The following is a 13,181-nucleotide window of genomic DNA, read 5'->3' as shown; positions in this document are numbered from 1 at the left end:
TTCGATCTGCCGTTGCTGGTCATTGTCCTGGTCTTGCTGGCCTGGGGCTTGCTGTCGATCTTGAGCGCCAGCGCGCCAGTCGCCGAGAGTGAACTGCACCATAGTCTGTACTACGTCCAGCGCCAGGGCATGTGGTGTGTGTTCGGGCTTACCTTGATGTTGCTTGCAGCCACGGCCGATCTGGCATTTGTTCGCTTTCTCGCGAAACCTTTGCTGATCTTGACCGCCGTGTTACTTCTCGCCACCCAGATCCCCGGCCTCGGAGTGACTGAGTTGGGTTCAAGTCGCTGGTTACGATTCGGTCCACTCTCGGTCCAACCCTCCGAACTCGCCAAGTTGAGTTTGGCTCTGTACCTGGCCGACATTCTGGCTCGCCACAGCGACCTCCCTTGGACGTCTCAGTCGCTTCGACAGGCCTTCTTTCCGGCCATTGCGGTCCTTGGCCTGGTGCTCGTGCAACCGGACCTGGGAACCACGATCGTCCTGGCCTTCTCGGCCTTCGTGCTGTTTTACAGTTACGGGACGCGACTTGCTTACATGGTCACGGCGGGAGCGATTGCCACCTCCGCCGTGCTCTATATCTCCTGGTCGACGCCCTATCAGCGACTTCGTTGGTTGGGATTTTTGAACCCGTGGTCGGATCCTCAGGGCAATGGCTATCAACTCGTTCAGTCTCTGATGGCCATCGGCTCCGGTGGCATCCTGGGGCAGGGCTGGGGCCAGAGCAAGCAGAAGCTCTTTTACTTGCCCATCCAATATGCCGACTTCATTTTCGCCGTGATGGCTGAAGAACTCGGACTGGTGGGGGGATTGGCGCTCCTTGTGCTATTCTTCGCGTTGGCCTGGCGCGGTATCTCGATCGCGGGAAAGTCCAAAGATCCTTTTTTGGCTCTGCTCGCCATCGCCCTGACCTCCACGGTGGTGGCGCAGGCCTTTATCAACTTGGGGGTGGTCACGGCATCGCTGCCAACGACCGGGATTCCCCTGCCATTCATGAGTTTCGGGGGAAGTTCCTTGACCATCACCCTGATATCGATGGGGTTGCTTCTCAACATCAGTCGACAGATTCAGAGACAGGCGGAATCCACGCCCGTGGAACCAAGCCCCACGGCCTGACGATGATGCGGCCTGCCGACAACGAGGCGATCGAAGGTTGAATTCATGGCTGAGATCATCCTGACTGGTGGTGGCACGGGTGGTCACCTGTATCCTGCCCTGGCGGTTGCGGAGCGACTCCAACGCCTCGCCCCCGAGGTCGGCTTGCTGTATGTCGGAAACCCTGAGCGCATCGAGGGCGAAGTCGCCCCAGCGTCTGGACTCAGGTTCGTGGGCGTACCTTCAGCTGGACTTTCCCCCAATCCGTTGAAGAGCCTGCACGCCCTCTGGCAAACCGCGCGGGCGTTCGGGCAACTGATCCGCGTATTCGATCGCGAGAAACCTCGGGTGGTGCTGGCGACAGGAGGCTACGTCTGCGCACCCGTGCTGATGGCGTGTTTGTTCAAACGCGTTCCTTACGTCCTGCATGAACAAAATGTTTATCCCGGAAAGGTCAACCGTTGGTTCGCGCGTCACGCGAAGCGGGTGGCCACTTCCCTTCCGGGCACCGAAGCCTATCTCCCGGCGGCGTGCAGCGAGCGCTTCGGTAACCCGGTACGCGCGGGGGTCACCGAACAGTCAACCCAGCAGGCGCGCAGGGTGCTCGGCTTTGCGGATGATTCCCCCCTTTTGCTGGTCACGGGGGGGTCTCAAGGCGCTCGGGTGATCAATCGCGCAGTCACCACCTTGATCCCGGAACTGCTGAACAGCACCCGTTGGTCGGTGTTGTTCGTGACGGGTCAGGCGGACCACGCAGCGACAGTGGAAGCGCTCAGAGAACACTGCGGGCCGCGTTTGCAGATCCACGCGTTCCTTCAGGAGATGCCAACCGCCATTGCGGCCTGCGAACTGGCGATCAGTCGAGCCGGTGCTACCACGATTGCAGAACTCAGTGCGGCCGGCCGACCCATGATCCTGGTCCCCTACCCGCACGCGGGGGGCCACCAGGGCCTGAACGCTCGGGCCTTGGTGGAAGCCGGCGCAGCAGTCGTGGTCGATGATCATGACTGCCAGGTGACGGGTCTGTCCGACACCCTGTTCCCCTTGTTGCGCAGCGCAGAGTCGTTATGTAGCATGGCCGAGGCCAGTCGGCGAACCGGACGTCCAGAGGCTGCCGATAAACTGGCCAAGTTGCTCCTGAGTCTGCTTTGAGCCCCAGACCCCGCTGGGATTCAAAGATCGCTGGAAGCAATGCTGCTAGCGACGCAGCGGCGGGTGATGCGACTCACCTCCCCTCGCGCTCCGCGGCGCGCATAATTGAAACGCGCCGCTCCACGTTGAAGGAACAAGTCAGTGAATCTTCCCCAATCCTTGCACTTCGTCGGCATCGGTGGCGTGGGGATGAGTGCCGTTGCCCAGGTGTGTCACGCCAAGGGCGTTCGTGTTTCTGGTTCCGATGCCCAGATGTCGGCCACGGTTCAGCGCCTTCAGTCCTTGGGGATTACGGTTCACATCGGCCACGCCGCGGAGAATGTCGGGCCTGACGCGCGCGCCTTGGTGGTCTCCACGGCGGTGTCCACGGAGAACCCAGAGGTGGCTGAAGCCCTTCGACGCGGCTTGCCGATTCACCATCGGTCTGCCGTTTTAGGGCGCTTGATGGCCGCAAAGAGCAGTGTGGCCGTCACGGGGACGCACGGCAAGACCACCACGACGGCAATGCTCTCCGCGATTTTGCTGGCTGCCGATCTGGATCCGACCGTTCTATTGGGAGGAGATCTGCCGGCACTTGGCGGTAACGCACGCCACGGGGAGGGGCCTTGGCTGGTGGCCGAGGCGGACGAAAGCGACAAGTCGCTGGTCAACCTGACGGCCAAGCTGGTGATTGTTACCAACCTCGAGGGTGATCACCTTGAACATTACAAGAACCTGGATGAGATCATTGAGGTGGTGGCCTCCTTCATTCGTGCCCTTCCGGCCGGTTCCCTGGTGGTGGGGTGTCTGGATGACGCCGGGGTTCGCGACCTGCGGGACCGAGTGAGTGTCCCATTTGTGACCTACGGAACCAGCTCGGATGCCGATTTTCCCATTAAACAGGTGAGGCTCAGTTCAGAAGGCTCCACCTTCGAGGTCGCCGGCGTTCCGTATGCCTTGAAGGTGGGCGGGCACCACAATGTCCTCAATGCCACCGCCGCCATCGTGGCCAGCCTGAAAATGGGGATTACCCCCATCCCGATGCAGCGAGCACTGGTCGCGTTTGGAGGAGTCAAGCGGCGCTTCCAGACCATTGGAACGGTGGGAGGGGTGACGGTGGTGGACGACTACGCTCACCACCCATCAGAGGTCAAAGCGACGCTCTCTGCGGCGGCCTTGCTTGGTCGTCCCATTCACGCGGTTTTCCAACCCCATCGGCACTCCAGGCTCGAGGCACTTCTCAAGGAATTCAGTGATTCGTTTGGTGGCTCGCGCAGTGTGACGATCCTGAATACCTACGGCGCCGGCGAAGCGCCTCGAAAGGTGGATGCAGGTTCCCTGACAGACCTCGTCAGGGAGGCGATGCCAGGGGTCCCGGTCGCTCATACCCCTTCCCATCAGGCCGCCGTCGAGCATCTGGCGGGCCAGGCCAATCCAGGTGACCTGGTCCTGCTGCTTGGAGCGGGGGATATTCACTTGGTCGCTCAGCCGTTGCTATCGCGCTTGGAAGACCGCTTCGATCCGGCAGCACGAACGGCTTAGGGGGCGTGAATGCTGCCAATCAAGGTTGATACCACCCCCATGACACTTCCCGCCGGCATTCGAGAAAACGTCTCCCTCTCCAGCTTCAACACCTGGCAGGTGGGCGGTTCTGCGCGTTACTTCATCGAACCCGTCGACCTCTCCACCCTTCAGGTCGCGTGCCGCTGGGCCACCGAGCATCAGGTTCCGTGGCGGGCCCTCGGGCGGGGCAGTAACGTGCTGGTTGCTGATGAGGGATTCGATGGTCTGGTGATCCGTTTGGGTGCCCATTTTTCTTCCGTGGATATCACGGATCAGGAAGGGCACGCCCTTGTGCGAGCCCAAGCGGGTGTGCCGTGCGCGCAGTTCGTCGTCTCGGTGAATCAAGCTGGTTTCGGCGGAGTCGAACCGCTGGTCGGCGTGCCAGGAAGCCTCGGCGGCGCCGTTGCGATGAACGCCAGTGCCCATGGCCTCGCGGTTTCGGACCATTTCCTGGAGGGCCTCGTTCTTGATGGCATGGGGCAGGTCCAAGGGTGGTCCAAGGAAGATTTCCAGTTCGCCTATCGTCACAGTCGTTTGCAGGATGAGCCGCTGGTTTTCCTGGAGGGCTTTTGGCTTCTGCCACCGGTGGATCGGCAGGCCGCCAGGGAGAAAATTCGTGAATTGCAGCGGTGGCGCAACGAGAAGCAGCCGACCAATTTTCCCTCGGGCGGCAGCACGTTTCGCAATCCCGGTGACGGTCTGCCGGCTGCCGGCGCTTTGATTGAAGCGATAGGTGCCAAGGGGTACCAGGTCGGCCAGGCTCAGGTGTCTGAAAAACACGCGAATTTCATTGTCAATCGCGGAGGAGCGACTGCGGATGACATCAATTCTGTCATTATCTATCTTCAAAAGGCCGTAGAAGCTCGCTACGGTGTCCATCTCGTGCCGGAGGTGGTCGGTTTGGGAATTCATGTCGGGACGCGGTGAACGCGATAGCGAGGCGACTGGCCATCGGCACAGTACCTCTTTGGGGACACCCGCAGCTCGCGAGTTCGATTGGTTATCGCGAGGCACCGAAAGCGCTGACCGAGAGTATCGACGCCGCCGCAGGACCGCGATACGTCTGCTTCGTTTCGCCCGCGTGCCGTTTGCCCTGCTGCTGGGATTCGCCATCTGGTGGTTGTGGTTCGGTGGTTTTTGGCGCTGGGACGGCCTGATGACAGTCACCGGTAATCGACTGGTGAGCAAGCAGGACATCTTCAATCGCCTCTACATCCCGCAGAATACGCCTCTATTTTTGTTGAATCCCCACTCGATTTCCCAGCAACTGTCGCGAGTGCCGGCCATTGAGAACGTGATCGTTCAGCGCTGGCTGTTTCCGCCCCGATTGGAAGTGACCATCGTCGAGCGCGAGGCCTGGGTTCGGGTGGAAGGTCCGCCAGGTGAAACATTGGCTCGCTGGGCGGATCGGGAGGGCGTGATCTTTGCTGCCCCGGTCGCCCGGATCAGTGCTCGCTTTTCGACCAGGGTTTGGCTCGATATGCAGCCTGGAGATCGAATCGGTAAGTCTCTGCATCAATTCCTGCTTGACCTGCTGGTGGCGTGGCCGGCCAAGAGCTCGGGCCGTGTCGACTTGCGGCGGGAGAAGGACGTGTATGCGGCGATTGGGGGATGGCCGGTCCGGCTCGGCAGTCCTGACCAGGCCGCGCTCAAAATCGCACTGTTCCAGGAACTGCGCCCCCTGGCGGAGACATATCGAACCCGCTTAAAATACATCAATCTTCGGTTTCCGAAGAGTCCAACCTTTGTCCTGAAGAGCGGTGACGAGGTGAAGGTGGAAAAGGAGGCTGAAGAGGCTGAAAAGCACGCGCCAGCCACCGCGACCACATCGCCTCCCCGCTGAAGCGCCTTCGCGCCATTTGGCGCGACTGGTTAGGGTGGCCCGTGAAACACTGGATTGTTCCTGTCACCCTGACGTCTCTGGCCTCCGGGCTGTTGATCGTGGCGCAGTTCAAGGCCCAGTCAGCCTTCCGTAACGACTTGCCGAGCCGGCGCGTGGAAGAGTTGGTCTTGATGCTCAAGGATGCAGAGGCTGAGAACGTCCGCTTGTCCCGCCAACTCGAGTCGCTGCGCTACCGGGTCAAACAGGCCAATGAGGCGGCACCTGTCAAGGCCGCTATTTCCAGTCGGCATCAAGCAGCTTCAGGCCAAGGCATTGAAGTTGAGATTGCCGACAGCGTGAAGCCATTGAGCCAGGGGGAAAATCCGAACATCGCGATCGTTCACAACGAAGACCTGCTGAAGATTGTCAACGAGCTGCGCGCGAGCGGGGCAGAGGCCCTTTCCATCAATGACCAGCGGTTGGTGGAGATGTCTGAAATTAGCTGTGCTGGCCCGACCATCCTGGTGAACAAATCGCGTCTGACTCCCCCGTTCATCATTCGTGCGATCGGGGACGCAGAAACCATGATGGCCGCTCTACAGCTTCGTGGAGGGGTTGTGGAATACTTGCAATTCTATGGGATCCAAGTTACCATCTCAAGGAAACCCGACATTCAAGTCCCCATGTACGTTGGCGGCTCTTCATACCGTTATGCTAGACCGCTAACCGCCAGTAAAAACCGATGACGAGTGCCGTTCTTCTTCCTCTGGTTGGCCTCGTCGTGGGGATTGGCGTGGGGGCCGTTGCGCCCGTCAGCATTCCTCATTCCTTGGCAAAGTACACGGCGGTTGCTATCCTTGCGGCCCTCGATACCGGCCTCGGGGGCGTGCGAGCGGGTCTCGAAAACAGGTTCGACCTTACCGTCTTTATCAGCGGTTTCACGTTCAATTCTCTGCTCGCTGCGGCTTTGACTTACCTCGGTGACATGCTGGGGATCGATCTCTACATCGCGGCAGTGGTGGTGTTCGGTGTGAGGCTGTTCGACAACTTGGCAATTGTGAGACGGTTGCTGGTCAATCGGTTCTGGACACACTGAAAATCGAAGGAAGGGGGATGCCGGTACTTGCCTGGGAAGAATCGAACCAGGGCGTCTCGGCTGAACGCGGTGCCTGATAGAAACGACAAACTCAATAACGTGGCCAACATCAAGGTGGTCGGCGTCGGTGGCGGCGGCTCCAACGCTGTCAATCGCATGATTGAGAACGGCCTGACCGGCGTTGAATTTTGGACCATCAACACGGACTCTCAGGCTTTGGCTTTGGCCAAGGCGGACCGCAAACTCCAGATTGGTCAGAAAGTGACCCGGGGCCTTGGCGCCGGCGGCAAGCCCGAAGTGGGCCTCAAAGCTGCTGAGGAAAGTCGGGACGATCTCCACGAAGCCCTGAGTGGGGCGGATATGGTGTTCATCACTGCAGGGATGGGCGGTGGGACCGGCACGGGTGCCGCGCCGGTCGTGGCTGCGGTGGCCCGAGAAGCCGGCGCGCTGACCGTGGGCGTGGTGACGAGACCCTTTCTGTTCGAAGGGAACCGGCGCTCGAAGCAGGCGATCGAAGGCGTCGCGGCCATCAAAGAGTGTGTCGATACGCTGATTGTGATTCCCAACGACAAGCTGCTTCAGGTGGTCGAGAAGCGGACCACGATGCAGGAGGCGTTCCAGATCGCTGATGACGTTCTCAGGCAAGCGGTTCAGGGCATCGCCGACATCATCACCATTCCTGGGCTCATCAACGTCGACTTTGCGGACGTCAAGGCCGTGATGAGCATGTCCGGTACTGCTCTGATGGGCATCGGCTCTGCCAGTGGTGAAGGGCGCGCTGTCGAGGCCGCCCGAGAGGCCATCAGCAGCCCTCTGCTCGAAGCCAGTATTCACGGCGCTTGTGGCGTTATCTTCAACGTGACGGGCGGGGCTGACATGACGCTGCACGAGGTGAACGACGCGGCGGCTGTCATCTACGAATCCGTGGATAGCGAAGCCAACATTATTTTCGGGGCGGTGCTTGACGAGCGCCTGCACGGCGAAGTTCGCATCACCGTGATCGCCACTGGGTTTGACCAGTCGAAGTCGCTCGCCGCACAGGCGGCCCCCGCAGCGGCCTCTTTCCAGTCGGCTCAGCGCTCCGTGCCCAGCATTCAGCCTCAGGCTCCCTCGTTTAACGGGGCGCGCCCGGCGGCTCCATCCGATGTCCCGGCCGCACCGGCCGGGGGGAATGGAGACGGTCCAGACATCCCGGATTTTCTCCGGCAGAGCATGCGGCGGCAATTCTGAAGGCACCGCCACCTTGGCGGTGCAGAGGACGAGATGGGCGGAAGGTTTCGTCCGCACGTTCTGAAGGAGGCGGGCTTCTCGTTCTGAGACGGGGGGCCTGCCTTTTTTTCCTGATGAAGAAAGGTGACATTCGTGGAGTCTAATGAAGGGGTCATGACCACGGCACAGCGCGATTACAAGGGGACTCTCAATCTCCCCCAGACCGCGTTCTCCATGCGCGCCAACTCGACCCAACGTGAGCCCGAAATTCAAGCGCGTTGGGAAACCTTGGGCCTGTACGCGCGGGTTCAAGAAAAGCGCAAGGCTGCCCCGACCTACATGCTCCATGATGGTCCGCCCTACCTGAGTTCTCCCAATATCCATATCGGGCACGCGTTGAATCGCACGCTCAAAGACATTGTGGTCAAGTTCAAGTCCTTACGCGGCTTTCGTGCTCCCTTCATCCCTGGTTACGATTGCCATGGGCTTCCGATCGAGCACGCGGTCCTGAAGGACGTAGAGGGTGGCCGCCACGCGATGACACCGGTGGAACTGCGCACCAAGTGTCGGTTGTTTGCGGAGAAAAATCTTGAGGGTCAGCAGGCGCGCTTCAAGCGGCTTGGTGGGCTGGCCGACTGGGCCAATCCCTATCTCACCATGGATCCGGCATTCGAAGCCAAGCAAGTTGAAGTGTTTGGCCAGATGGCCCAGCGGGGTTTCATTTACCGCGGCTTGAAGCCGGTCTACTGGTGTCCGACGTGTGAGACCGCCCTGGCAGAAGCAGAGATCGAGTACGTCGACGATTTCGTTTCCCAAAGCATTTATGTCAAGTTTCCACTCAAGGCCACCAGCCAGGCCATGGTCGGCAAGTTGTCCAATATTCCAGAACCCATCAATCTGGTGATCTGGACGACCACCCCCTGGACCTTGCCAGCCAACCTTGGCATCGCCGTTCACCCGAAGATGAAGTATGTCGTGCTGCGCACGGATCATCATGGTTATCTGATGGTGGCGCAGGAGCGCCAGGGTGAGTTTTTGGCGGAGACTGGTACGACCGGTGAGGTCGTGGTGGAGTTTGTGGGCGCAGAACTGGAGATGTTGCAAGCGCAACACCCGTTTTTGCCTCGGACGAGTCTGGTCGTGCTGGGTGAACACGTCACGGCCGAAACGGGTACAGGCTTGGTGCATACGGCTCCAGGCCACGGTCTCGAAGATTTTGAGGTGGGGCGCAAGTATCAGCTTCCCGTCTTCGCACCGGTCAATGCGCAGGGGGTTTTCACGGAAGAAGCCGGCTCCCTGGTAACGGGCCTGCGTTATTCGAAGGCGAATCCGATCATCATCAAGCGGTTGGCGGACACCGGGTTCCTAGTCCACGAAGGCACCTTGCAACACGCCTATGCGCATTGCTGGCGCTGTCACAAGCCCGTGATCTACCGCGGAACGGAGCAATGGTTCGCCTCGGTCGATGGTTTCAGGCAAGCGGCCATTGAGGCCATCCGAGGTGTGCAGTGGATTCCTGGCAGTGGGGAGCGCCGCATCGAGAACATGGTGGCCAATCGTTCTGATTGGTGTATCAGCCGGCAACGCACTTGGGGCGTGCCCATTCCCATTTTTTATTGTACTCAGGACAACGAGCCCTTGCTGAACGCCGAGTCGATCGCGGCGGTGGGGGCGTGTTTTGCTCGCGAGGGTTCCGACGCCTGGTGGCGCAAGGAGGCCAGTGAACTGTTGCCCGATCACCTCGCGTGCTCGCGCTGCGGTGGCAAAGAGTTCCGTAAAGAGCAGGACATCATGGACGTCTGGTTCGACTCCGGTAGCAGCCACGCGGCGGTGCTCGAGACCCGCGAAGGGCTCTCCTGGCCGGCCGACCTGTATCTTGAAGGGACCGATCAGTATCGGGGCTGGTTCCAGTCCTCCCTGCTCACGGCCGTCTCGACGCGGGCGCAAGCGCCCTATCGAACGGTCATCACACACGGCTTCGTGCTCGACGAACAGGGCCGAAAAATGTCCAAGTCGCTGGGCAACGTGGTGGAGCCCAGTAAGGTCATTGAGCAGTATGGAGCAGACGTGCTGCGCCTGTGGGTTGCTTCCGTCGACTACACCAACGACGTTCGGATCTCGGACAACATCCTCAAACAGATGGCCGATATCTACCGCAAAATTCGCAACACAGCCCGTTTTATGCTCAGCAACCTGAATGACTTCGACCGCGCTCGGGATGCCGTTCCTTTCCAAGAAATGCCCGAGATTGATCGCTACGCGTTGCATCGCCTTGCCGAAGTCACCCAGGAGCTGACCGACGCCCTGGAGGCGTTTGAATTTTTCCGTTTTTACCAGGTGATTCAAAACTATTGCGTGGTCGACCTTTCGAGCTTTTACTTTGACATTCGCAAGGATGCTCTTTATACCGACGCGGCGGATGGTGCCACTCGGCGTGCGACCCAGACCGTGCTGGACCAGGTGTTGTCGGCTTTGTGTGTGCTGATTGCGCCGGTGCTCTCACATCTCGCGGAGGATATCTGGGCCCATCTACCTGACGCGTTGAAACCCGAACCAGAGAGTGTCTTCCTGGCGGATTGGCCGGCTCCCAACGCATCCTGGCTGGATGCTGAATTGGCCGTGAAATGGGCCCAGGTGGCGGAATGGCGGGAGATCGCGTTGAAGGCTCTGGAGCAGGCTCGACAAGCCAAGATGATCGGATCAGCCCTCGAGGCGTGTGTCGTGCTTCAGCCTCTCAGCCAAGACATGGCTGCACACTTGAACACCCTGCCGACCGACGTACTGGCTCAAATCCTTCTCGTCTCGGAGGTCCGGCTGGATTCCACGGGAGTGAGTGACACCGCAGAGCCAGGAGATTCCCTGCGCGTTTCCATCGCCCCGGCGGAGGGACACAAGTGTCAACGTTGTTGGGTATACTCGCCTTCGGTCGGCCAGGACGCAGAGCACGACACGCTGTGCCGGCGTTGCGTCGAGGTGGTTACGCTCTGATGCCGCGCGCGCCCAGACCAGAGCGCGAGGGGGTGCCTCCGCCCCAGACCGATGGACTCAGCTGGCGCTTCAATTCGCACCTCCCGGGAGGTGGGCAGCCGGGGCCGCTAAGCGAACCCGCGGATGAATGGCCAGCGGGGCGTGAGGCGGACGAATGGCTGTCCCAGGGCGAACGTCACATGCGGGCTGGCGCCTTGGAGGACGCGCTCGAAGCGTATTTCAGGGTCCTGGAGTTGGAGCCGGAGCATCCGACGGCCCGCTTCAACATGGCCATCATTCATCTGGAACGGGGCCAGCTGGCCGATGCCATCACCCTGTTGAAGGGGGTCATCGTGGCCCAGCCTACCGATCCTGAGGCCCTGTCGGCTCTCGGTTGGGCCCAATTATGGAATGGTGAAGCGGCGGCCGCCATCAAGACCTTCCGGCGGGCGCAATTGAATGCCCCCCGCCATCCGGGGGCGTTGGTCGGCTTGGGTTGGGCTCATATGGCGGAAGATCCGCCCGCCTTGGGTCGAGCCGCAGACGCCCTGGCGCGTGCCATCGCGGCCGGCGCGCAGGATCCCGAGGCTTACTTCGGTTTGGCTACGGTTTGTGAGATGCGGGGTGATCCAGCGCAGGCCGCTCCGCTGCTCGAAGACGCCCTGAGGCTGTGGCCGGACGACCCGCGCTCCCATGAAAGCCTCGCCCGCATTCAGGAACAATTGGGGCAGTGGGAGGCGGCCGCCTATCACCTGATGCAACTCACCCACAAGCGCCCTACGATGACGGACCTCGACCATCGACTCGCCAGGCTGTATGCCCAGCACGGGGCTCATGATCGGGCGGCGGTCTACTGGCGAAAAATCTTGCGCCGCGACCCTGCAGACGGCGAAGCGGCGGCTGCGCTTGGAGAGGCCCTGCTGGAGTCTGCGGACGCGGAAGAAGCACAGGTGATTTTTTCCCGTCTGAACGACGCCCAACCGGGTGACCCCAACTGGTTGAGTGCGCTCGGGAGGGCTCATTTTCTGGCCGGGCGCTGGACCGAGGCGGCTGAGGCATTCAATCAAGCAGCGCGTCGATCACCACGCGATCCCGAGCTTCCGTGCAGCCTGGGCCACGCGTACCTTGAGGCGCGTGAATACGACCAGGCCCTGTGGGCCTATCAGAAGGCGCTGCGAATTGACCCGCGCTTGACGGACGCCAGGGTGGGATTGGGCTGGGTTTGTTTTCATCAAGGTCGTCTGGAAACCGCGAGAGAAACCTTCGAACTCGCCGTCCGACAGGACCCTCACAGTCCAGGCGCCCTGGACGGCCTTGCCTCCACGCTGTGGAAGCTTGGGCGGGGAGCCGAGGCCGTGGAACTGCTGACCCAGGCCCATTTTTCCGGCGATGCCAAAACCGCTCTGGATCGGAAATTGGGTATGATCCAAGCGACGATGGAGGGCCGCGACGCTCCGGTCAAGAGCCAACCGCCCCCTCCGAAGGCAGAGGGGCGGCCGGTCGCCAACGAAAGAGGAGTGGCGTGGAAGAAATCGAATGTTTGATTTCGCCGGATGGCAAGGTCACGCTTCACGTGCAAGGTGTCCTTGGTGAGGCTTGTCTGGACCTCACCCGGGCGCTGGAGCAGGGACTGGGGCTGATCGAATCCAGGGAGCTCAAGCCTGAAGCGTATCTGAACCAGTCAGAGGTTCAGCCCAACTGGAACGCTCAGGGGCGCTGGGAGAGCGGGCGATGATGCAAGTCGAAATTCGTCATAAGACCACCGATGCAGTTCTTTACCGCGGCTCGCACGCAGACGGAAATCTACGGGACGTTCTCGAGGCCGCCGTGCAGGCCGGAGCTGACCTCACCAATGCTCAGCTTGCCGAGGCAGACCTCGCCGGCGCGCAGCTCGCCGGAAGTCGACTGGCCGGGGCTGACCTGTGTGGGGTCAACCTGGCTGGCGCGGACCTGACAGGGGCCCACTTGGTGGGGGCAGACCTCTCAGAGGCCAACCTGGCCGGTACTCTCCTCCGGAGTGCCAACCTGGAGGCCACGGACCTGTCAGAGGCCAATTTGGCCGGTGCTGACCTCGAGGATGCCTGTCTCCACGCGGCTGACTGTTCCGAATCCAATCTGGCGGGTGCCTCCGCGCGCGGCGCAAACCTCAAACTGGCGGACCTCTCCGAGGCCAACCTGGCAGGGGTGGATTTTGATGGCGCGGTCCTGACCTCTGCCGACTTTGATGGGGCGAACATCCGCAGCGCTCGCTTCCACGGCGCCATCGATCCACCCCAGTGAGCAGCTGTGAGTCACCTG

The 13,181-nt window shown here is 60.9% G+C and carries 12 protein-coding genes; all 12 read left to right on the top strand.

What is annotated here, in order from left to right:
* The first annotated feature begins 12 nt into the window (after window positions 1–12).
* The 12 genes from ftsW to VKP62_16110 all read left to right on the top strand — a co-directional run bounded on the left by ftsW (window position 13) and on the right by VKP62_16110 (window position 13,163).
* Window positions 13–1,116, top strand: a complete 1,104-nt coding sequence (gene ftsW, locus VKP62_16165; protein MEB3198733.1) for a putative lipid II flippase FtsW — start codon at window positions 13–15, stop codon at window positions 1,114–1,116.
* Between the two features lie 45 nt (window positions 1,117–1,161).
* Window positions 1,162–2,247, top strand: coding sequence for an undecaprenyldiphospho-muramoylpentapeptide beta-N-acetylglucosaminyltransferase (murG, locus tag VKP62_16160; protein MEB3198732.1), 1,086 nt, complete (start codon window positions 1,162–1,164; stop codon window positions 2,245–2,247).
* A 141-nt stretch (window positions 2,248–2,388) separates the two neighbouring features.
* Window positions 2,389–3,768, top strand: coding sequence for a UDP-N-acetylmuramate--L-alanine ligase (gene murC / locus VKP62_16155; protein MEB3198731.1), 1,380 nt, complete (start codon window positions 2,389–2,391; stop codon window positions 3,766–3,768).
* Window positions 3,769–3,777: 9 nt separating this feature from the next.
* Window positions 3,778–4,716, top strand: a complete 939-nt coding sequence (gene murB, locus VKP62_16150) for a UDP-N-acetylmuramate dehydrogenase (protein ID MEB3198730.1) — start codon at window positions 3,778–3,780, stop codon at window positions 4,714–4,716.
* Window positions 4,717–4,870: 154 nt separating this feature from the next.
* On the top strand, window positions 4,871–5,632 hold the full coding sequence (locus VKP62_16145) for an FtsQ-type POTRA domain-containing protein (protein ID MEB3198729.1): 762 nt from the start codon (window positions 4,871–4,873) through the stop codon (window positions 5,630–5,632).
* A 41-nt stretch (window positions 5,633–5,673) separates the two neighbouring features.
* Complete coding sequence (locus VKP62_16140) at window positions 5,674–6,357, top strand: DUF881 domain-containing protein (GenBank protein ID MEB3198728.1); 684 nt, start codon at window positions 5,674–5,676, stop codon at window positions 6,355–6,357.
* Window positions 6,354–6,707: a small basic family protein gene (locus VKP62_16135; GenBank protein MEB3198727.1), complete on the top strand. Its 354-nt coding sequence runs from the start codon at window positions 6,354–6,356 to the stop codon at window positions 6,705–6,707. Before VKP62_16140 ends, VKP62_16135 begins: the two co-directional genes overlap by 4 nt.
* Before the next feature lie 99 nt (window positions 6,708–6,806).
* Complete coding sequence (gene ftsZ / locus VKP62_16130; GenBank protein ID MEB3198726.1) at window positions 6,807–7,937, top strand: cell division protein FtsZ; 1,131 nt, start codon at window positions 6,807–6,809, stop codon at window positions 7,935–7,937.
* A gap of 153 nt (window positions 7,938–8,090) precedes the next feature.
* Window positions 8,091–10,904, top strand: coding sequence for an isoleucine--tRNA ligase (ileS, locus tag VKP62_16125; protein MEB3198725.1), 2,814 nt, complete (start codon window positions 8,091–8,093; stop codon window positions 10,902–10,904).
* Window positions 10,904–12,427: a tetratricopeptide repeat protein gene (locus tag VKP62_16120; GenBank protein MEB3198724.1), complete on the top strand. Its 1,524-nt coding sequence runs from the start codon at window positions 10,904–10,906 to the stop codon at window positions 12,425–12,427. Before ileS ends, VKP62_16120 begins: the two co-directional genes overlap by 1 nt.
* Window positions 12,406–12,618, top strand: a complete 213-nt coding sequence (locus VKP62_16115; protein ID MEB3198723.1) for a DUF2997 domain-containing protein — start codon at window positions 12,406–12,408, stop codon at window positions 12,616–12,618. Before VKP62_16120 ends, VKP62_16115 begins: the two co-directional genes overlap by 22 nt.
* Window positions 12,615–13,163: a pentapeptide repeat-containing protein gene (locus VKP62_16110; GenBank protein ID MEB3198722.1), complete on the top strand. Its 549-nt coding sequence runs from the start codon at window positions 12,615–12,617 to the stop codon at window positions 13,161–13,163. Before VKP62_16115 ends, VKP62_16110 begins: the two co-directional genes overlap by 4 nt.
* The last annotated feature ends 18 nt before the right edge of the window (window positions 13,164–13,181 follow it).

The organism is Candidatus Sericytochromatia bacterium, assembly GCA_035285325.1.
In the GTDB taxonomy this organism is placed as follows: Bacteria; Cyanobacteriota; Sericytochromatia; order S15B-MN24; family JAQBPE01; genus JAYKJB01.
Note: the sequence above shows the minus strand (reverse complement) of the source record. Positions and strands in the feature narration are given on the sequence as shown.